The sequence below is a fragment of the Christiangramia fulva genome, from assembly GCF_003024155.1.
Classification (GTDB): Bacteria; Bacteroidota; Bacteroidia; order Flavobacteriales; family Flavobacteriaceae; genus Christiangramia; species Christiangramia fulva.
This window is the reverse complement of sequence record NZ_CP028136.1, coordinates 3,338,087-3,358,648: the sequence shown is the minus strand read 5'-3', so window position 1 is coordinate 3,358,648 and position 20,562 is coordinate 3,338,087. Positions and strand designations below refer to the sequence as shown.

Sequence of the window (20,562 nt, the reverse complement as noted above, 5' to 3'; positions counted from 1 at the left end):
TTAGCGTTTAGAGATTTTCGAGAATAAACCTGCAGCGTTTTTCCACACTATCTTTTGGGACTTCAATAGGCTTATATCCATAATCTTTATAGGTTTTATAAAGATAAGACGAAATTTTCAGGGCTTCTTCAAAGTTTTCATAGCGCTCGTTATCACTTTGATAAATTTCTTCCCAGGGGGGCAGAAAAAAAATTTCATCATAACGGTGCTTTCCACAGGTATTTACAAAAGTCTGGGGATAAGGAGTATTGAAAAAATCCATATAAGCTATTACATCGGGCAGGCCGCGATCAATAAAAATATGATCGGCTTCAAAGGCGGTGGCTTCATGGAATTGCTTCAACCTGCCTTCCAGGAGTTTTTGGCTAAACAACAATGGCCGCGAAAGGAACAGTTGCTCAATTCCATCTTTTCTGGCATCGAGGGTGATTTGTCTCGAAATCTCATGGAGACAGGTTTCACCTTTTCTTTCGAGTTCTTTTACAATAGATGATTTTCCGGTACCAGGCCCGCCGGTAATAACAATTTTCTTTGTTTTCACAGGGCAAATTTCGACAATTGAAATTGATTATAAAAATGTAATCATTCCTTGTATCTTTGCATAAAACAGAAGGAGAAAAATATGAGTGATAAGAAAGATTCAGAAGAATTTTACGCAAAATTAAAGAAGCAGCTTCAGGATACTTCAATGTGGCCTTCAGAATATCTTTATAAATTCATCGTTCCTACCAAAGGAGAGCAAATTTCCCAGGTGGAGAAAATTTTTGATAACACTGGTGCGGTTATTGAAACAAAAAAATCGAAAAAAGGTACCTACACCAGCGTTTCTATAAATGTAAGAATGAAAAATCCCGACGCGGTCATTGAAAAATACCGCGAGGTGGCAAAAAAGGTGGAAGGGGTGATTTCGCTATAATTCACAAAACCTTTATTATTTTGCAGTTCTTACTGAATATTTAGTATTTTGCAATCAGGAGAATTTCTTCAAAAATTTATTACCTAAATTAAATTTCAATTTTGACCAACGCATTAGAATACAACTCTGAAAGGAGTAAACTCATAATTCCCGAGTACGGGAGACATCTTCAGAAAATGGTGGAACATGCCGTAAGCATTGAAGATGATAAGGAACGGAATAAAGTTGCCCAGTCCATAATTTCGGTAATGGGTAATATGAATCCTCATCTACGTGATGTTCCCGATTTTCAGCATAAACTATGGGACCAGCTGTTCATCATCAGCGATTTTAAGCTTGATGTGGACTCTCCTTTTCCAAAACCTACGCCTGAAATGCTCGCCGAAAGACCTGAGGGGTTGGATTATCCTGAAAATAATCCCAAATATCGCTTCTACGGAAACAATATCAAGAAGATGATAGACGAGGTGAAAGACTGGGAAGAGAGCGATCTTAAAGAAGCCTTGGTACTGAGTATCGCCAATCATATGAAGAAGTCTTACCTGAACTGGAACCGCGATACGGTTGATGATAAGGTCATTTTTGATCATCTAAAGGAACTTAGCAATGGAAAGCTAAATCTTAAAAATGCCGATGAAGATCTTAGCGAAGCCTCAGATCTCATTCGGGGTGGAGGTAAAAAGAAATACTCGAAAAGCAATAAAAAATCAGGCCGAAAAGGAGGCCGCAAACGCCACTAAATCTCTGACTTTTAATGGGAACTTTTCAAATTGAAGGCGGCCATCGTTTAAGCGGGGAGATACAGCCTCAGGGTGCAAAAAACGAAGCTCTCCAAATTTTATGCGCTGTTTTACTTACCGAAGAAGAAGTCAGGATCAACAACATTCCAGATATCCTGGATGTTAATAAACTTATCACTCTTCTTAAAAACCTCGGTGTCAAGATCGAAAAACTTGGCAAGGGAAGTTATAGCTTCAAAAGTGATAATTTAGATCAGGAGTATCTTTCCAGTGAACAATTTAAAAAAGACGGGGGAGGCTTAAGAGGCTCTATTATGATCGTGGGCCCTTTACTTGGGCGCTTCGGAAAAGGTTTTATTCCCAAACCCGGAGGTGATAAAATTGGTAGACGAAGACTGGACACCCACTTTGAGGGTTTTATGAAACTTGGAGCCAATTTTCGGTATAATAAAGAAGAAAGGTTTTACGGCGTTGAAGCACCAAATGGATTGAAAGGTGATTTCATGCTTCTTGAAGAAGCCTCGGTTACTGGCACCGCCAATATTGTAATGGCTGCCGTTCTTGCCAAAGGCACTACCACTATTTATAACGCGGCCTGTGAACCCTATTTGCAGCAGCTTTGTAAAATGCTGAATTCCATGGGCGCTAAAATAAGCGGTGTGGGTTCTAACCTTTTGAGTATTGAAGGAGTTGAAAAACTTGGTGGCTGCGAGCACACGATTTTGCCTGATATGGTTGAGATTGGTTCCTGGATAGGTCTTGCGGCGATGACCCGCAGCGAGATCACCATTAAAAATGTGAACTGGGAAATGTTGGGAATAATACCCACTACCTTTAGAAAACTTGGGATCACCGTAGAAAAAAAGGGAGATGACATTCATATTCCTGCCCATACTGAGGGTTACGAGGTTCAAAGTTTTATAGATGGTTCTATCATGAGCATTAGTGATGCGCCATGGCCCGGTTTTACCCCCGATCTTTTAAGTATAATTTTGGTAGTGGCTACTCAGGCCAGGGGTAGTATTTTAGTGCATCAGAAGATGTTTGAAAGCAGGCTGTTCTTTGTAGATAAGCTTATAGATATGGGAGCAAAGATCATTCTCTGTGATCCGCACCGTGCTACAGTGATCGGACACGATTTTAAATCTCAGTTGAAAGCGACTACCATGACCTCGCCAGATATTCGCGCGGGTATTTCTCTTTTAATTGCTGCACTTTCGGCGAAAGGCACTTCTACCATTCATAATATCGAACAGATCGATCGTGGTTATGAAAATATTGAAGAAAGACTTAAGGCTATTGGAGCTAAAATTGAAAGACTGGAGTAGATCTCTTTCTTTGCAAAAAAATAAATAAAAAAAGCTGCTCATTTTCGTGAGCAGCTTTACTTTTAGGTAGAAAAAAAACTTAAACTTTCTGTGTGTTCTCAGCTTTCTTCTTGCTTTCTTTATAATGGAAAAGATTCTGCTCTTTGATCATTTTTGTAGTTTTCTCTGGTAACATATCTTCCCAGCCATCTTTACCTTCACTGATCATTTTTAACACTTCACGTGAATAAATATCCAGGATTTCGGGATTGTAATCAGTGATATCTTCTACGCGTCCGTTATACTTGAAGAATTTGTAAAGTTCTTTCATTCGCGGATGAACTTTCACGTTCTCACTGGTAGTAATTTCTCCCGTATCCGGATCTTTAAGCGGATAGAGGTAAACCTTCAAATCTTTAAAAAACAGCTTTCCGAAAGCTTCCAGGATACCTCCGCTCAGGTGGCGGTAATATTTTTCGTCGAAGACATCTATAAGGTTTTGAACTCCCATGGTTAATCCCATGCGCTGTTTCGAATATCTTGAGAAGTATTCAACTACGCGATAATATTCCTGGAAATTCGAGATCATTACGGTCTGGCCTAAGGAACAAAGTAACTCTGCGCGATCCATAAAATCTCTTTCGTCAATTTCCCCTTCTGCCCGAAGATTGGAAAGTGTGATCTCAAAAATGATCTCCGTATTTTCTTTGGAAACTTTACTTTCCCTGAAGAACATCTCTTTGGAGCGCTCGTACATATCCATATTTACCTTGGTAACAGGCCTGAAACTACCGCGAAGAGCAAGAATATTCTTTTTGTAAAGGATTTTTGCCGGCAGCACGTTATTTCCGTCAGGTCCGAACATTACCGCTTCGGTCATCCCGTTCTTAACGAGCTGAAGGCTCATAAGGCGGTTATCCACATTTTCAAATCGCGGCCCGGAAAAATTGATGGTATCGATCTCGATCTGGTCTTTATCAATATGATCGTAAAGATATCGAAGTAATTTTTTAGGATTATCATACTTGTAATAGGCACCGTAAATAAGATTTACACCTAAAATTCCAAGTGTATTCTGCTGGTGACGTGCGTCGTTTTCGTGAAAACGAATGTGAAGAATAATTTCGTTATAATCTTCTTTTGGTTCCACCTGGTATCGAATGCCTACCCATCCGTGACCTTTATATTTCTTGGCAAAATCGATGGTTGCAACCGTGTTGGCGTAGGTAAAAAAGAGTTTATTGGGATGTTTTTCGCGAGAAATTCTTTCTTCAATAAGGCGGGTTTCATGAGAAAGCATCTTTTTTAAACGTGCCTCGGTGACATAACGGCGATCGCTTTCAACTCCATAAATAGCATCGCTAAAATCCTTGTCGTAGGCACTCATTGCTTTCGCAATCGTACCTGAGGCACCACCGGCCCGGAAAAAGTTTCTTACCGTTTCCTGACCTGCACCAATTTCTGAAAATGTTCCGTAGATATTTTCATTTAAATTGATGCGAAGGGCTTTACTGTTAATCGAAGGAACATTTTCAAATTCCTTGTCGCCCATTATGGTAATTGGCATAATTTTTCTTTTTGATGAACATTTCTTTGTGTACCCCAAAAGTACTAAAAGCGCTAGGCATACAAAAAAATATAATTACTTTTGTGTCAAAAATAACACCTTTTGGAAATAACATTTTTAGGCACAGGAACCTCACAGGGAATCCCGATAATTGGGAGTGAACATCCGGTATGTTTAAGCAAGAATCCAAAAGATAAAAGATTGAGAGTCTCTGTACTGGTTAAATGGAACGATTATAATATTCTAATCGATTGCGGCCCCGATTTCAGGCAGCAGATGCTGGCTAATAATGTAAAGCATCTCGACGCCATTCTTTTTACCCACGAGCATAACGATCACACAGCGGGATTAGACGATATCAGGCCATTTTTCTTCCGCCAGGGCGATATTCCTGTTTTTGCACACAAAAGGGTTTTAAAGGCCCTTCGCAAGCGTTTCGATTATATTTTTACTACTGAAAATAAATATCCCGGCGCACCCGGAGTGCAGGAACATGAAATTGAGAACAAGGCTTTCAATTTTCACGGTCTTAACATTATTCCTGTTGAATTCTGGCATAACCGCCTGCAGGTATTTGGTTTCAGGATGGAAGAATTTGCCTATCTCACCGATTTAAAATCTATAGAAGATCAAGAAGTGGAGAAACTTCAGGGATTAAAGGTTTTAGTGGTGAATGCATTGCGCGTTGAGCCTCATCATTCCCATTTTAATCTTGAAGAAGCACTGGAATTCATCGATAGGGTGAAACCTGAAAAGGCTTATCTTACCCATATAAGCCATTTGCTTGGCTTTCACGATGAAGTGGAGGCGAAATTACCCCCTAATGTTCACCTGGCCTATGATAATCTTAAAATCAAGATTTAAATGCGTAAACGAATTCTAATCTATTTATTCATTTTTGCACTTCTGTCTATCCTTTTCATTTATGTGAATGACAAGCGCATCCTCAGTGATAAAGATGAAAAAATAACCGCCCTTGAAAATGATCTGGAAGCGGCAAAAAAAGAAAATGACAGTTTATTGGCTATAGAAAGTAATGACTACTTCAATCTTTCTAATAACGAAGAAGCCATTTCTTATTTTGAAAAAAGAAGAATAGATACTAAAAACCTGATTTCAAAAATTGAAGATGCCATTATCAGTCAAAATAAGGCCCACGAGGATAATCCGCTTATTCCTTATGCGGGGATGGAAGGCAATATGCGGATCAATCGCATAAAGATCCTTAATCATAAATGGATCATTGCCGATTTTACCGATGGTACTTACTGGGGTGAGGTCTTTTTGTCTTATGAAGTAGGAGAGGATGGAAAGCTGAATTTCACTGCTGAAAAATCCTTTTTATATCCTCGTGGCTAACCATTCTCGAAATTCCCAGAAATTTTGCGGAGCAACGCCGTGACCTACGGGAAATTCGGAATAGGAATTCTCAATTTGCAGCTTATCGAGGAAAGGTTTGGTTTTTCGGGCCCATTCCACGGGGATCACCTGATCCTGAGAACCGTGAGAACAGTAAAACTTAAGCTGAGAAAAATCATTGTTCTCAAAGCCTTCCTTCAAAATGGCTTCATTGATGTATCCGCTGAGTGCAACCACATTTTTGACCTTTTCAGGGTAAGAAAGCGCGACGGCATAACTTAAGATACTTCCCTGGCTAAAACCTAAAAGGTTGATGTTTTCAGGATCTACAGGATAATTGTCAACCACTTCATCTATGAATTTCTTTATAAGTTCCCTTGATTCAATGGCCTGCTGATCATCGCTGAATTTCCCATCGGTAGAATCCCAGTGAATGGCATACCAGGCATTTCCAAACGGCTGCATACGAAAAGGAGCTTTGGCAGAAATGATGAAAAGTTCATCTGGCAACTCTTCAGCAAAAGAGAACAGGTCGTTTTCATCGCTGCCATAGCCATGCAACATGATCAAAGCAGGAGCTTTTGCAGTGGTTTCTTTTTTTGGTTTCCGAACGAGATGTTTTAAAGAAAGATTTGCAGCCATCATGAAATTGTACTAAACCATTTCTGAAATAAAGGGCCTAAGATCGGAATTTCCTTCATTTCTCCCTGAACACCGGCTACAAGTCCGTAAATCCAAAGAACAAAAAAGAAAGCGTAGAAAGCACCCACGATAAAGCCGCTGTGGACCATCCCCATAAGTGCTCCCAGCAGGTAAAAGGTGATATGAAGACCGAAGGCCTGGCGAATGTGAAAGCTGGCGAAGGGATCTTTGGGATCGAGATTCATAAAATAAGCGATGATGGTGCCAATGATCGTGATATACGCGACTATGGCGGTAGTTTTTCCTTCTGGTGAGCTGCTCATGATCTTACTGATTTTTTATGATTCCCTTACCTGTAATAATTCCCCATGCTTTTCCCTTGAGCTTTTTACCAAGGAATACGCTGTTTTTCGATGAAGAATGAATATCGTTTTCTGAAAATTCATATTCAACCTCAGGAATAAATAAACTCAGGTCTGCAGGTTTTTGTTCCTCAATGGCAAAATTAGGAATATTGAAACGTTCTTTTCCGGAGGTAAGGAATTTAACAACTTCTTCGATATTCGCCGCTGTGGCCAAAGCTCCGAATGCCGATTCCAGCCCTATACTTCCAAAAAGCGCATTATCAAATTCAACTTTCTTATGCTCCACATCAATAGGATTATGGTCACTGGTAACCATATCAATGGTTCCGTCTTTTAAGCCTTTCCACAATGCTTTTACATCAGTTTTGGTGCGAAGTGGCGGAAGCAATTTAGCATTGGTATTAAAATCTTCCAGTTCACCGTCATCTAAAAGCAAATTCTGCACGCTTACGCTACAACTAACATCAAGGCCTTTTTTCTTAGCTTCCCTGATAAGTTTAACCGATTTTTCAGTAGAAATTGTGGGAATATGAAGCTTTCCACCGGTATATTCCAGAAGATAAAGATCTCTGGTAACCTGCAGTTCTTCTGCAAGATTCGGAATTCCTTTGAGACCAAGGGAAGTACTTTTTTTGTGTTCATTCACCATTCCGTGGCCGGCAATTCTGTTCTCTTGCGGAAAACTTTGTACCACGGCATTGAAATTTCGTGCATATTGAAGGGCGATCTTAAGCAAATTCGGATTTTCCATTGGGAGCTTGTAATCTAAAAAGCTAACGGCACCGGCTTCCTGCATATCAAAGAGTTCTGCCAGTTCTTTGCCTTCGCTCTTTATCGTCAAAGCACCCGCAGGATAAAGGCTTACGGGATGCCCTGCAGCTTTAGACCTTACCGAAGCTATACTGCCGCTGTGATCCAGCACCGGCTGGGTGTAAGGATTCAAAACCACGGCGGTAAATCCTGATTTTCCAGCGGTCTCCAGACCATTAGCAATGGTTTCACGATCTTCAAATCCGGGTTCCCCAAAACTCACGCTACTGTCAAACCAGCCCCTGGAAACATGCAGATTCTTAACCTGAATTTCTTGGTCAGCCTTTTCGGAAATATTCTTTCCGATCTTCCCGATGACACCGTCTTTGATGAAAATATCGGTTTTCTTTTTGTGGTGAGCAGATTGGGGGTCGATGATAGTCACCGATTTTAAGAGTAGCTTCATTTGAGGAATTTTAATAGGAGCATTTCAATCGCTAAAAAGATCAATGCAAAAATAACAAACCATTTCCAAAGCAGCGTTATATGAGACGATGCAATTGCAGCAGAAAAATAGTCGTTGATATCTTTTTTGACCCTTGCATTTTTAAGATTTTGAAGAGAAGCATATTTCAACTTGCTTTCTTCCCGGCCATAATTAAAAGACAGCGTTCCTGTTTCATTTTCATTATTTATCAGTTTATAATTTCCGGCTGGAAGATTTTCTGAAGGAATAAGTATTTCAAGTTTGTTGCTGAAATTCTGCTGTTGTGGAATGAGGTCCAGGTCGTTTTTCACCAGGTGCAGGACATGATCATTTTCTATCTTCACAGGAATATCAATATTGTTTTGAGTATTAGATAAATAGTATAAATCATTGGTTTTAAAAGACTGTAAACCAATACTGTAAAAAACAGGAACAACCAAAGGCGAATTGAGAAAATTTGAATTCTCCCGGTTAAGCGGTGCCGTGAAAATAAATACATTATTATTCGCTGAAAGAAAGGGAGAGCCATCAGCAAAACGAAGAACCGGATTGCCAGAATTAAAGGGGAAGGATTTAGAAACTTTCGGGTATTCAAAATTCTCTACGCGGTCTTCGAATACGTCGCTTAAAAGCGGGTGATCAAATTCAATTTCAGTTATTAGCTTATCTGCTGGAACAATTTCTCCAAAATCCGGGAATCCTAAATTATTCAGCAAAGACGCATAATTTTCTGCCTTTTCCGGAGGAATAATTATCAGACTGGTTCCGGATTTATGTATGTTCTTAAGATTATTAAGGAGGGAAGCCGAAATATTTTCTACCTCACTCAGAATTACAAGATTAGCCGAATTAAGCTGGTTAAAATCAATTCGGGTAGGCGAAAAGACCGAAATTTCAAATTCTGGTTTTGTATAAATCTTTTCCAGGAAACTGGCCGGAGCATCAGAAATAACCACGACTTTAACCGGCTGTTTTTCGCCAATATTGAAGAAAAGTCGATTGTCATAGAGAAGGCCGGAATCTTCGATTTTTATAATTCCGTTGTTTATTTTTTCATTTTGAAGCCTGAATTGGATCTCTGTATTTTGTTCTTCCGAAAAATTAACTGTATTTCTTCCGAGCAATCTATCGCCGTCATAAACCGATACAGCAAAATCTTCCTCGCTGTTTCCGCTGGCGGAAAGACCAAACTTTAAATTGATGCTTTCAGGATCGCTGGAAGCGATGTAAGCGGTATCAATGCTGCTGTTAAAGAAATCTCCCGGTGTCTGGGCCAGAAAGGTATAGCTGATGCTATCCTTTGGTAATTCAGTTGGTATTTCTAAATTTTGCTGAAAATCACTGATCAAGATAAATTCCTTTTTCGAATTGGGATATTTTCTGAAATAATTTTCAGCCTTTAGTCTAAGCTGTCTGAAGTCGTATCTCTCCTGAGTAAAATTGACATTTTGAAGCTCCTTTTTTAACTGGGAAGCACTTAAATTGAAATACTCACGGTCATTAGTGAAAAGATCAAATTGTAGGTTTTCACCCAGACTTTCATAAAGTCTATTGAGAGAGTTCTTTAGCAAGGTCACGTCATTTAAAGGCGCCTGCATACTAAAGGAATTATCAAGAAAAACAAGGCGTTTGGGTTCCCGGGAAGATGCTGGACCATGAGGAATATAAGGTTGCGCAAAGGCTATAATGATGCAGGCAAGCAGAAGCATTCTGCTAAAAAGCACAAGAAATTTTTTAAGCCGGGAACTTTTGCGGGTTTCCTGAATAACCTTTTTTAGAAATTTTACATTGGTGAAATCCTCTTTCTGGAAACGACGTAACCTGAAGAGATGGACAATCAGCGGAATTAGAAGCAGGAAAAAAGCATAAAGTAATTCCGGGTGTAGAAAATGCATATCAGCAAAAAGGTTTCTCAAATATAGAAAATGAATAGCGAATTTGCGCTACCTTCTTTTTATGCTGAAAGTAAAGGTGCTGCCCTTGCCGGGAGTGGAGTCTATTTTTACCTCACCACCCATAGATTCAACAAGTTTTTTCACGGTCGCAAGGCCAATGCCGCTTCCGGGATTCCCCTGCCTGTCGGTAGCATCAAGAGTGGTGAAAATTTCAAAGATCTCCTTGAACTTGTCTTTTGGAATACCTTTGCCGTTATCTTTTACAGAAAAAATATAATATTTCTCTTTTTTCTTAAAACTGATGTTTACCTCCCTGATTTCCTTATCATTATATTTTAAGGCATTACTTATAAGGTTCATAAAAACCTGGGTGAGGGCTGCTTTATTGACATTTCTTAAAAGAACATCGTCGGGATAATTAATTTTGATATCATCGGCAACCTGGTAAAGATCGGCGATCCCTTTCAACATTTTATGAAGATCCACGTCTTCATAATCTTTTTCAAGCACGTGGTCACTGCGATAAAAACTCAGAATTCCGTCAACATAATTTCTAAGGGAATATGAAGATTCTATCAAAAATTTAAGATACTGCTCCGTTTCTTCATCAAATTTGCCTTTATTCTCATCTTTCAGCAGTTCGCTTAAAGAAATAATATTGGCCAGGGGAGATTTTAGGTCGTGCGACACCAGGCTGGCAAATCCTTCCAGCTCCTTATATTTTTCTTTCAGTTTATTTTGAACCTCGTAAAGCTCATTTTTTTGCTTTCTGAATTCAAAAAGGTTCATTGTTTGCTCAGCAAGAGCTTTCAAAGCTTTAATCTGGACATTATTAAGCTCCCTTTCCTTTGTATCAAAAATGGAAAGAACTGCAATGGCATGACCCTGGTGATTATATAGAGGAACGCCCGCGTAAAAACCAAATTCTTTTCCATAAATCGGTTTGGCTTTTTCAAAAAATTGCGGATAATCACTTTTATTCATAATGAGAATGCTCTCTTCTGACTGGATGGCCCGATCACAAAAGGAATTGGTTCGGGATATTTCTTCCAGTCTTTCTTCGCCATAAACCGCTTTGTTCCAAATGCGGTTTTCATCCACAATGCTGATTTTTGCATAGGGCACGTCACAGGTAGAAGCTGCCAGAAAGGTGAGATTGTCGTAATCTTTATCAGGGCCGGAATTAAGAATAGCATATTCCTCCAGCGCAGCCAGACGTAGCTTTTCATTAAAAGGAACAATTTTATGTTGCATTTTACCCGAAAAAGATTGTGGAACTAAATTTATCCAAAAAATAAACAACTTCCCTATAAAAAAATCCTAATCTGCCAGATCTGAGCGTTTTATTGAGAATTCCATTCGTGTTCCTTTTCCTTCTTGAGAAACAATTGTGATGCTGCCGCCCAAACTTTCAACGAGTTTTTTTACTGTTGAAAGGCCTATACCATGACCTTTCCGGCCCTGGCGGTCCTTATCGGCTACTGTAGTGAAAAGCTCAAAGATGGTCTGCTGTTTTTCTTCGGGAACTCCAATTCCATTATCGCTTATACTGAAATTAAAATATTCCCTGTTTTCAGTACAATCGATATCTATTACAATCTTTTCCCGGTTATTATACTTGAGACTGTTGCTGATAAGATTCATGAATACCTGCCCTAAAGCAGCACTGTTTCCGTGAATTTTTAAATTATTGTCAGGAAGATTTATTTCACAGGTTTCATTGATCTGAAGCAGGTCTATGATATCTTCCAGAAGATCATTTAGGAAAATTTCCTGCTGAATTTCTGCATGAAAATTACCGCTGGAGTAGTGATCCAGTAATCCGTTAATATAATCGCTCAGGGTTAGGCCAGATTGTTTGAGATAGTTCAGATAGTTAATCCCTTCTTCATCCAGCTTAGAAGAATACTTGGCCTTTAATACATCGGCGGTAAGGATCATATTGGCCAGAGGCATTTTGAGATCATGAGAAACGGTGCTGGCAAATTCTCTCAAAACTTTGTTGTTTTCATCAAGGCTGTTCCTGATGTCTTCCAGTGCCTTATTCTTTTTGCGATACTCATAAAGTATCTCCACCTGTTTACCCAGTGCCTTCAATGCTTTTTTCTGCCTTCTGTTAAGCGCATTTTTTTTAAAATCAAGAACGCATAAAGTTCCAAGCGGAAAGCCTTCGGGATCCAATAGTGGAACTCCCGCATAATATTTTACACCTTCTTTCTGGTCATTTACCAGCGGATTGTCCCGGAAACGTTCATCAGTGCTGGCATCTCTGATCTCCAACATATTTTTTGGATCCAGAATGGCATGAGTGCAAAAAGAAATTTCGCGGCTTGATTCCGAAATTTTAGAACCTACCTTAGATTTGAACCAGTTTCTTTTATCATCAATAACGGTAATGAGTGCCACCGGCATATTGCAAATCTGGCTGGCTATGGTGGTAATACTGTCAAAACTTTCTTCCGGGGAAGTATCCAGAATATCCAGATCCCTCACGGCCTGAAGGCGCTTTTCTTCATTTATTGGCTGAACCGGCTGAATCATACAGGTAGTGTAAATTAAATGTTAAAGAAAACTAAAAATTGTGAGATAGCCAAGCCTAGAACTGTGCTTTTTCGAATACCCCTATGCCAAAAAGTGCATAATCATATTTTACCGGATCCTCGGGATCTAATTTTCTTAGATTTTCATCAAGTTCAGAAAGCGCTTTTGCGTCATTGGCCTTCCTTTTGAGAAGTTTAAGTTTTCTGGCTACTTTCCCGGAATGTACGTCAAGAGGGCAGGAAAGAACTGATGGAGAAAGGCTTTTCCATATTCCAAAATCAACACCGGCGTTATCGTTTCGTACCATCCAGCGCAGGAACATATTAATCCTTTTTGCCGCAGAATTTTTTAAAGGATCGCTCACGTGTTTTTCCGTTCTTTTTTCATGAGCCAATTCAAAAAAAATAGTTTTGAAATGATGAATAGCAGGTTGTAAGGTCTCGCCCTGTTGAAAACCACTGAAAATGCTTTCCATTCCTTCATGATTTTGATAAATATTCCGCAATGACTCGATGAAATATCTCAAATCCACCGAATTAAAGGTGCGGTGTACAAAATTATCGAAACGATCAAGATCCTTTGGCTGGTGATTCAAAACAAAATCAAAGGGTTCCCGGTCCATAAGCTCCATAAGTTTATCGGCATTGTTAAGGATGCTTTTTCTATTTCCCCAGGCGATGGTCGCGGTAAGAAAACCTGCAATTTCAATATCTTCTTTCTTACTGAATTGATGCGGGATCTGAACCGGATCAGATGCAATAAATTCAGGAGTATTGTATTGCCTGACCTTGAAATCGAGAAAAGATTTTAATTCGGCTTTATTCAAAAGAAATTCTTATGTGATTATATAATAGCGCCATCAACCATGGTGAGCTTACGGTCTGCCATATTGGCCAGCTCTTCATTGTGAGTAACAATGACGAAGGTTTGCTTAAATTCATCTCGCAGCCTGAAAAATAATTGATGCAGATTTTCTGCCGATTCGCTGTCAAGATTTCCGGAAGGTTCATCAGCGAAGATCACAGCCGGATTGTTGATAAGGCTCCTTGCCACAGCGATTCGTTGCTGTTCGCCACCACTTAATTCTCCGGGTTTATGGGAAGCCCGGTTCTTCAACCCAAGAAAGCCAAGCAGTTCCATAGCCCGTTTTTCGGCTTCTTTTTTAGGCGTTTTCTGAATAAAAGCAGGGATACAGATGTTTTCCAGGGCCGTGAACTCGGGAAGTAACTGATGAAATTGAAAAATAAATCCAATATTCCTGTTCCGGAACCTCGAAAGTTCTTTTGAGGAAAGGCTGTAAATATCGGTTGAATTTATATCGAGTTGAGTGTCCTCATTTTTCGAAGGACGGTCCAGAGTTCCTAAAATTTGAAGCAGGGTGGTCTTTCCTGCTCCTGAAGCACCTACGATCGAAACGATCTCGCTTTTTTCTATATGAAGATTCACCGCTTTTAAAACGTGCAGATCTCCGTAGTATTTATGAATATTCCTGGCAATGATCATGAACAAAAAATAAGAGCTCCGAAATTAGCCAAATTAGTGACAATCGCAAAGCATTAACTGTTGAATAAGCTGCGTATGCGGTTGTAATCTATGTAATAAACAATTCGGAGGCTTAGGTTTTGCCTAATTGGTTCTTCAAAAAGATTATTAAGGCTTTCCTCGTAATTTAAATAGCTCAGGCTATCCTGGTTAAAGATAGAATTCCTGTAAAGCAAAACCGCTTCACTTCCGGGAGCGAACCGCCAGCGATAGCTCAGATCCAGATTCCAGATATTGAAATTGGTGTTAGGATTGGTATCATTGGTAAAAATGAAGTTATACGGCGAAAGCATGCCATGATCCTGTAATGAAGTGTAGGCTCCATTGGCGTAGGTTGCAGTTGCCCAAAAATTCCTGAAGCTCAAATTCAAACCCTGTTTAGGGTTGAAATTGTAATTGGCATGTATAGAATTTTCCAGGCTTACCTGATCGCGATTCCCAAAAACGATGGCATCTTCAGCTTTCGTGACATAACTTGGGCGGTTCTGCTCCTTACTAAATTCAAAAGAATAGGTAAGGTTGAAATTTTTGCTCACGCGAAAACGAGGTTTTATTTTGAACCAAAGGTCACTTTGAGGCGATTCATTAAATTTCTGATATTTTACGCGCAGGTCGTAAGCGAATTTCTTTCGGTAATCTGAAGAAATCCAGGCATTAATTTCGCCATTCGGCTGATATAATACATACTGGTCTTCTGTTCTGGTTTCAAAAAAGTCCCGCGATTTTGAATCAATTTCAAAAGAACCACCAAAAGCAAAACGGGTGCGGGTTTTGGCAAAAAAGTTTCCACCTACGCTGGTTTTCTGGGTTATATTTGGGCGATATCTTCGCCTATGCCTTCCGAAGAGTTCAATGCGGTATTCATTGTAAATCCCTCGAGGTTCAAAAATTTGATAAGAAGTTCGGCCGAAAAAATTACTGTAATTATTTACCCGATTGACTCCAAGATCATTAATATTATAAGTACCATTGGCAAATTCATGGGAAACCCGGTAACGAAAATTTCCTTTTGTTCGTTTAATGCTGAAATCGGAAGCAAAACCGGTGAGATCCTGATCTGGAAGGATCAGATTGCTGACTTTTGCGTCTCCTTCGAAATTAAAAGAATTAGATTTATTATAAATATCAAATAAAAAACCAGTGACATTCCCGTCCCTGAAATTGCCATTTCTGGTAACATTCGTATTGATAAGGCTGATAGAAGAATTCTGATTAAAGCGTTGGTCGAGTACCACGATGTTATAATTGGCAAGCGGCTCGGTGGTTAACCGGCGCAAATTTCCTGTGAGGGTGTCACGAAAAACCGCTTCTGCTTTTTGAGTGACCGCATTGAAAAAGCCAATTCCGAGTCCGCGGTCGGTTCTTCCTGAAATTTTCAGTGCGTTTAAAAGATTGGTTTTATCAGGATTTTCAACAATTTCTTCGTTTTCCAGTAATTCCTTCTGAGCATCATTAAAACCAATAGGAGCGCTTCCCACACGACGCGAATAGAATAAATGGCCTTTATTGAATAATTCTGTTCCTTCAGTAAAAAATGCCCGATTTTCATCATATATCTGTTCAAAAGGCCCAAGGTTAAGCTCTACCTTATCATAAGCGGTTTGCCCAAAATCGGGTACGAGTGTAAGGTCCAGCGTAAAAGATTCATTGATGCCGTATTTGAGATCCATACCGGCACTAAAATTATATTGGGTCTTTCCTTTATAAAAATCTAATTCTGAGCTGGTATATGGGTAGAAACTTAGTCTTACCGGAGGATCTATGTTCCTGATACCCTTTAAAAGACCATTATATTGGCTTAATTTTCCAACCGATTTATCTACATAATTCCAGACGTAGTTTTCATTGAGGTGAGTGATTTCCCTGTATAGCTGAATTCCCCAGCGTTGTATTTCCTTTTTCGGGAAACGCAGCGCAGAATAAGGAATTTTCATTTCAACATTCCAGCCATTCTCATCTTGTGAAACTGCTGATCTCCATACCAGGTTATAACTAAAATCTTCATGATTTCCGGTTATTCTTGCATCGGCCTGAGTGCCGGCCGCGGTAACAATGAAACGGGTTTGGTTTTCGCCGTCGTCATAGGTATTGATATCCATCAGAAAAAATTCTGCCTGATTAAGGTTGTCCCTTTGGGTAAGCTGCCTTAATACCCTCTCCGGATGTGGCTCTTTCAAAGTTGCTGCGACAAAAACAGCCTCATCATTATAAACAATTTTTACGCTGGTGTCATGCGAAGGAGGAATAGGATCGCCATCACCGGGCTCTACCATTACAAAATTTTTAGCTTCGGGAACATCCATCCAGGCTTTATCGTTCAGAATACCATCTATCTCCGGTGCTTTGGTGATTTTTGTTGCCGTATATGTTTTGCGTACGGATGGTTTATTTTGGGAAAAGACAAAAAAGCTAATAAAGGAAAGAAGAAGGAAAAGAAGGTTTTTCGGATGCATGAAAATTCTCGATTCTAAAAATTTTTACAAAAGTACCATGAAATGGGCTTGGCACAAAAACTTTTACCTAAATTCAAGTTAAAGGCTTCATGTTTGTTTAAATAAAATATAAATTTGCTAAACAAAAATATATTATGGACGAAAAAGAGAAACAGAAATTAGAGAAGGCGACGCTGGCGGGGGGATGTTTCTGGTGTACCGAGGCTGTTTTCCAGAGGTTGGATGGGGTTGAAAAGGTCACCTCCGGATTTACCGGCGGTACGATAAAAAATCCGGCTTATCGCGAGATCATTACCGGGAGAACGGGACATGCCGAGGCTATAGAAATTATATATAATCCTTCAATCATAAATTACCGGGATTTATTGTTGATTTTCTTTTCAACCCACGATCCCACAAGCCTTAACCGGCAGCAGAATGATGTTGGTACTCAGTACCGGAGTGCCATATTTTATCATTCAGAAGAACAAAAAACAATAGCAGAAGAAGTCATTCAGCAGCTTGCAAAAGAAAAGGTTTATGATAAGCCCATTGTAACAGAGGTTACTCCGGCCAAAGAATTCTATAAAGCTGAAGAAGAGCACCAGGATTTTTATAATCAGCATCGCCAGCAACCTTATTGTCAGTATATCATCGATCCGAAAATCGAGAAGCTGAACAAATTTTTTTCAGATAAACTAAAACAGAAACTATAAATGGCTTACAAATATTTTGAACAGTATCACGACGAAACCACCGAAACGCTCAAAAAAGGCTATCAGGATATTATTGGTGCTATTGGTGAAAACCCGGATAGAGAGGGAATAGTTAAAACTCCCGATCGCGCCGCTAAAGCCATGCAGTTTCTAACACAGGGTTATGAAATGGATGCCGAAAAGATCCTGAAGAAAGCTGTTTTTAATGAAACCTATGACGAAATGGTTGTGGTTAAGGATATCGAACTTTATTCGTTATGTGAACACCATATGCTTCCTTTCTTCGGAAAAGCTCATATTGCCTATATCCCTAACGGAAAAATTATTGGTCTTAGCAAACTGCCAAGAATTGTTGATGTTTTTGCAAGAAGACTACAGGTGCAGGAGCGACTAACTCATAATATCCTGGAGTGCCTTAATAAAACCCTTCAGCCAAAAGGGGTTGCCGTGGTGATCGAAGCCGTGCATTTATGCATGATGATGCGCGGGGTACAAAAGCAAAATAGCGCCACGACAACTTCAGGTTTTCGCGGACAGTTTCAGAAAATTGAAACCAGAAATGAATTCCTGAAACTTATCAGTTCAGACCTCAAATAGTATTATGGCACTTTCTTTGCTCTATTCAGAGAAAACCAATAGATGAGAAAATTGTTTAGAAATAAAATTTTAGTAAAAAGCCTGGTTTTTGACCTCATAGGTATGTCAACCGTCGCGATTCCTGTAATCGGACCTTTTCTGGATCTTTTCTGGGCTCCCTACGCAGCCAGCAAAATGAGGGAAATGTATCCTGGCAGAAATGGTAAAATAGCTTCTGTGCTTGTATTTATTGAAGAAATTTTACCCTGGACAGATGTTATACCTTCTTTTACCCTGATGTTTTTATACACTTACGTCTGGAAAAAACAGCCACTAAAACCTCAGGTGATCGAAGTGGAATCATATTAGTGAAAAAGGAAAAGAAGGAAAGCTGCCTAAGATCAACTTTTCGTCAGGCTTAATTTATTTTAAAAGGAATTAAGCTTCTAAAAAGATCCTGAAAAAGACTCAGGTTGACGAAAAACAGATCTTAGGCAGCTTTTTTATTTATAGGTTCCAGGTTGCTGAAAATTTGATGTTTCTTCCTATGTTCGGAATTCCATCTGTCTTTAATCGTGATAAATGAGAAATATAGCTGCGGTCGAGTAAGTTATTTCCACTAATGCCCAGGCTCAGATCGCTTTTCCCAAGACTTATATCAGCGCCAAGGCCTGCACCGAGTAATGTATATCCTCCAGTTGGAGTTTCAAAATCACTGGTTTCTTCCTTATCAAATACATTTTTTAAGCTGATAAAAGCGAATTTGTTCCTCAGGAAATTTCCTTTTTCCTGTTCTATCCTGAAACTGGTGTTTATTGCATCTGCCGGGATTAGAGGCAGATAATTCCCATTGTCCTGTTTTCCGGTAACGGTTTCAAAGCTGCTTTCCAGGTGAAGCCAGTCGAGAGGATGGGGATGGAGGTGAAAACCAAATTCTCCGCCATACAAGCGCGCATCGCTTTGAACATATTCAAAAACAACATTTCCTTGCCGGGTTTCGCCGGTAGGAGAAATATAAATATAATCTTTAACCGAATTATTGAAAGCATTAGCGAACAGCTCAAAATGCTGTGAACGCCACTCTAAAGCCAGGTCACTTTGAAAATTCTGTTCATTATTAAGGTCAGGATTTCCAATTTCGAAACGGTTGGCGCCCTCATGTACTCCGTTTGAGGTTAATTCAGCAAGATTTGGAGCCCGGAAGCCGGTTGCAAAATTTAGTCTTGCGGTAAAAGAATCCCCAATATCATATTTTGCTCCCAGAGCAGCATTGATGCTTCGGAAAGAACGGTCAACCTCAAAAAGATCGGCATCGGCAGATCGGGAAGTTTTGATATTGCGATTGTCGAACCGGATGCCGCCCTGAAAATCCCAGTTTTCAAGTTCATAATGAGAGGTTGTAAAAACTCCAATATCCATGGTTCTCGCATCGGGAATGAGGATTTCTTCTCCAAAATTCGAATTTTCCTGGATCATCCCCTGGACTCCGGCAATAGTTTGAAAACTGCCAATTTCTGGTAGGTTATATTTTAAGTTATAATTGAACGTATTCAACTGCATTTCAAGGGCAGGAGTAGTGCTGTCTTCAAATTCCCGCCTATTGTTCCTCTGGTAACCTATTTTCGCGTCCAGGCTGGAATTCTTAAAATATAACTTATTATCCAGGCTCAGAATATGATTTTGAACATTCTGATATGGAAGGATCATACCTTTATCGGTATTTTGGATCCCGATCTCTTCTGGAATTCCAATTTCAGAATTGTTAAAATTATATCGAAAATCTCCTTTATACTTACCCGACTGGTAACCTATCCCTGTTTTCAGATCCTTTTCATTAAAGCGGGTATTGGTAACTCTGTAGCCGTCGCCGGTTTGATAATCGCTGTGGGCGGCATAACTACCGCGGGCAAGAAATTTAAACTGATCGCCAGAGGTTTTAGCCATGGCGCTGGCCTGATAGCCAATCGTGTTGCTGAAATAATCGGCTGAAGCTTCGGCATGTGTGGTATTTGCTGCTGCATATGATTCCGGATTTAAATACAGCACGCCTCCAATAGCATCGCTTCCGTAAAGTAGGGAAGCTGGGCCTTTGATCACCTCCACGCTTCCTATTCCTTTAGAACTAATGCCGAGCCCGTGTTCATCACCAAATTGTTGATTTTCGAGTCGTACTCCCTGGGTGTAGACCAGAACACGGTTGGCACTAAGGCCGCGAATTACCGGCTTTCCTATTCCAACTCCTGTGGTGATGCTTTCGACTCCCGGCATTTGCGTAATTCCTTCTGAAAGAGTTACTGCTCCTTTTTTTTTCAAGTTCTGAAACACTTTCTCTTTCCACTTTCATAACATTTTCGCTTTGAAGCTGGTGAAAAGGCGTTGAAACGATCACTTCTTCCATTTCTACGGCCGAATTCTGTAGCTTAATTTCTAAAGGTTGAGAAACCGGAAGGTCTATATTTTTTGTGATACTGGTATAGCCAATGGAAGAAATTACAAGGTTATAAGTGCCTGTTGGCAGATTTTTAATGATAAAATTTCCATCAAAATCGGTTACCGCTCCTTTTTCAAGCGCTGGAAAATAGACATTCGCATTAAATACCGGTTCTCCGGTGGCGGCGTCTTTTATGACCCCTGAAAGTTGATTTTGGGAATATATAAAAGGGCCTACTGCCAAAAGCAGTAAGAATAATTTAAATTTCATCTTATTATTTTAAATGATTAATGATG

General features: G+C 39.7%; 19 protein-coding genes and 1 pseudogene. 8 read left to right on the top strand and 12 right to left on the bottom strand.

Annotated elements, in window-relative coordinates; genetic code table 11:
* Nucleotides 1-7: 7 nt before the first annotated feature.
* Nucleotides 8-541 carry an AAA family ATPase gene (locus C7S20_RS14975; protein WP_107013234.1) on the bottom strand — a complete coding sequence of 178 codons (534 nt, stop codon included), beginning with the start codon at nucleotides 539-541 and terminating at the stop codon, nucleotides 8-10.
* Between the two features lie 81 nt (nucleotides 542-622).
* Here C7S20_RS14975 and C7S20_RS14970 point away from each other — a divergent pair, with 81 nt between their 5' ends.
* From C7S20_RS14970 to murA, 3 genes are all read left to right on the top strand, one after another.
* Nucleotides 623-916, top strand: coding sequence for a DUF493 family protein (locus C7S20_RS14970; protein ID WP_107013233.1), 294 nt, complete (start codon nucleotides 623-625; stop codon nucleotides 914-916).
* A gap of 101 nt (nucleotides 917-1,017) precedes the next feature.
* Entirely contained in the window at nucleotides 1,018-1,656 is a 639-nt protein-coding gene (locus C7S20_RS14965; protein WP_107013232.1) for a DUF4290 domain-containing protein, read from the top strand.
* 14 nt (nucleotides 1,657-1,670) lie between these two features.
* Nucleotides 1,671-2,984 (top strand): UDP-N-acetylglucosamine 1-carboxyvinyltransferase, encoded by a 1,314-nt coding sequence (gene murA / locus C7S20_RS14960; protein ID WP_107013231.1) that lies wholly within the window; start codon nucleotides 1,671-1,673, stop codon nucleotides 2,982-2,984.
* A 79-nt stretch (nucleotides 2,985-3,063) separates the two neighbouring features.
* Here the strand turns inward: murA and C7S20_RS14955 are convergent, their stop codons facing one another.
* Nucleotides 3,064-4,530, bottom strand: coding sequence for a nicotinate-nucleotide adenylyltransferase (locus tag C7S20_RS14955; protein WP_107014259.1), 1,467 nt, complete (start codon nucleotides 4,528-4,530; stop codon nucleotides 3,064-3,066).
* Between the two features lie 102 nt (nucleotides 4,531-4,632).
* Here C7S20_RS14955 and C7S20_RS14950 point away from each other — a divergent pair, with 102 nt between their 5' ends.
* Together C7S20_RS14950 and C7S20_RS14945 are read left to right on the top strand one after the other, a co-directional pair.
* Nucleotides 4,633-5,394 carry an MBL fold metallo-hydrolase gene (locus tag C7S20_RS14950; RefSeq protein ID WP_107013230.1) on the top strand — a complete coding sequence of 254 codons (762 nt, stop codon included), beginning with the start codon at nucleotides 4,633-4,635 and terminating at the stop codon, nucleotides 5,392-5,394.
* Nucleotides 5,395-5,889: a hypothetical protein gene (locus C7S20_RS14945; RefSeq protein WP_107013229.1), complete on the top strand. Its 495-nt coding sequence runs from the start codon at nucleotides 5,395-5,397 to the stop codon at nucleotides 5,887-5,889. It abuts the gene before it with no gap.
* On the opposite strand, the gene C7S20_RS14940 is transcribed toward C7S20_RS14945, so the two are convergent.
* From C7S20_RS14940 to C7S20_RS14900, 9 genes are all read right to left on the bottom strand, one after another.
* The gene (locus tag C7S20_RS14940) at nucleotides 5,872-6,534 is read right to left on the bottom strand and encodes an alpha/beta hydrolase (protein ID WP_107013228.1); all 663 of its coding nucleotides are present in this window, start codon (nucleotides 6,532-6,534) and stop codon (nucleotides 5,872-5,874) included. The genes C7S20_RS14945 and C7S20_RS14940 overlap by 18 nt on opposite strands.
* Nucleotides 6,531-6,854 carry a DUF4870 domain-containing protein gene (locus C7S20_RS14935; RefSeq protein ID WP_107013227.1) on the bottom strand — a complete coding sequence of 108 codons (324 nt, stop codon included), beginning with the start codon at nucleotides 6,852-6,854 and terminating at the stop codon, nucleotides 6,531-6,533. Before C7S20_RS14935 ends, C7S20_RS14940 begins: the two co-directional genes overlap by 4 nt.
* Nucleotides 6,855-6,858: 4 nt before the next feature.
* Entirely contained in the window at nucleotides 6,859-8,112 is a 1,254-nt protein-coding gene (locus C7S20_RS14930; RefSeq protein ID WP_107013226.1) for a dihydroorotase, read from the bottom strand.
* Nucleotides 8,109-10,028, bottom strand: a complete 1,920-nt coding sequence (locus C7S20_RS14925; RefSeq protein WP_159039947.1) for a BatA domain-containing protein — start codon at nucleotides 10,026-10,028, stop codon at nucleotides 8,109-8,111. The genes C7S20_RS14930 and C7S20_RS14925 overlap by 4 nt, the downstream gene beginning before the upstream one ends.
* 48 nt (nucleotides 10,029-10,076) lie before the next feature.
* Nucleotides 10,077-11,282: a GAF domain-containing sensor histidine kinase gene (locus C7S20_RS14920; protein WP_107014258.1), complete on the bottom strand. Its 1,206-nt coding sequence runs from the start codon at nucleotides 11,280-11,282 to the stop codon at nucleotides 10,077-10,079.
* A 66-nt stretch (nucleotides 11,283-11,348) separates the two neighbouring features.
* Nucleotides 11,349-12,569, bottom strand: a complete 1,221-nt coding sequence (locus C7S20_RS14915; protein ID WP_107013224.1) for a sensor histidine kinase — start codon at nucleotides 12,567-12,569, stop codon at nucleotides 11,349-11,351.
* 55 nt (nucleotides 12,570-12,624) lie between these two features.
* Entirely contained in the window at nucleotides 12,625-13,395 is a 771-nt protein-coding gene (locus tag C7S20_RS14910) for a TIGR02757 family protein (protein WP_107013223.1), read from the bottom strand.
* A 17-nt stretch (nucleotides 13,396-13,412) separates the two neighbouring features.
* The gene (locus C7S20_RS14905; RefSeq protein WP_107013222.1) at nucleotides 13,413-14,072 is read right to left on the bottom strand and encodes an ABC transporter ATP-binding protein; all 660 of its coding nucleotides are present in this window, start codon (nucleotides 14,070-14,072) and stop codon (nucleotides 13,413-13,415) included.
* A 53-nt stretch (nucleotides 14,073-14,125) separates the two neighbouring features.
* On the bottom strand, nucleotides 14,126-16,564 hold the full coding sequence (locus tag C7S20_RS14900) for a DUF5916 domain-containing protein (RefSeq protein WP_107013221.1): 2,439 nt from the start codon (nucleotides 16,562-16,564) through the stop codon (nucleotides 14,126-14,128).
* Nucleotides 16,565-16,698: 134 nt separating this feature from the next.
* Between C7S20_RS14900 and msrA the strand changes: the two genes are divergently transcribed.
* From msrA to C7S20_RS14885, 3 genes are read left to right on the top strand one after another with little or no spacing between them, the layout of a single operon-like run.
* Nucleotides 16,699-17,259 carry a peptide-methionine (S)-S-oxide reductase MsrA gene (gene msrA / locus C7S20_RS14895; protein ID WP_107013220.1) on the top strand — a complete coding sequence of 187 codons (561 nt, stop codon included), beginning with the start codon at nucleotides 16,699-16,701 and terminating at the stop codon, nucleotides 17,257-17,259.
* Entirely contained in the window at nucleotides 17,260-17,856 is a 597-nt protein-coding gene (gene folE, locus C7S20_RS14890; RefSeq protein WP_107013219.1) for a GTP cyclohydrolase I FolE, read from the top strand.
* Nucleotides 17,857-17,898: 42 nt separating this feature from the next.
* Nucleotides 17,899-18,204, top strand: a complete 306-nt coding sequence (locus C7S20_RS14885) for a hypothetical protein (RefSeq protein ID WP_107013218.1) — start codon at nucleotides 17,899-17,901, stop codon at nucleotides 18,202-18,204.
* A 138-nt stretch (nucleotides 18,205-18,342) separates the two neighbouring features.
* Here the strand turns inward: C7S20_RS14885 and C7S20_RS14880 are convergent.
* Nucleotides 18,343-20,536 (bottom strand): annotated as a pseudogene (locus tag C7S20_RS14880) (TonB-dependent receptor).
* Between the last annotated feature and the right edge of the window lie 26 nt (nucleotides 20,537-20,562).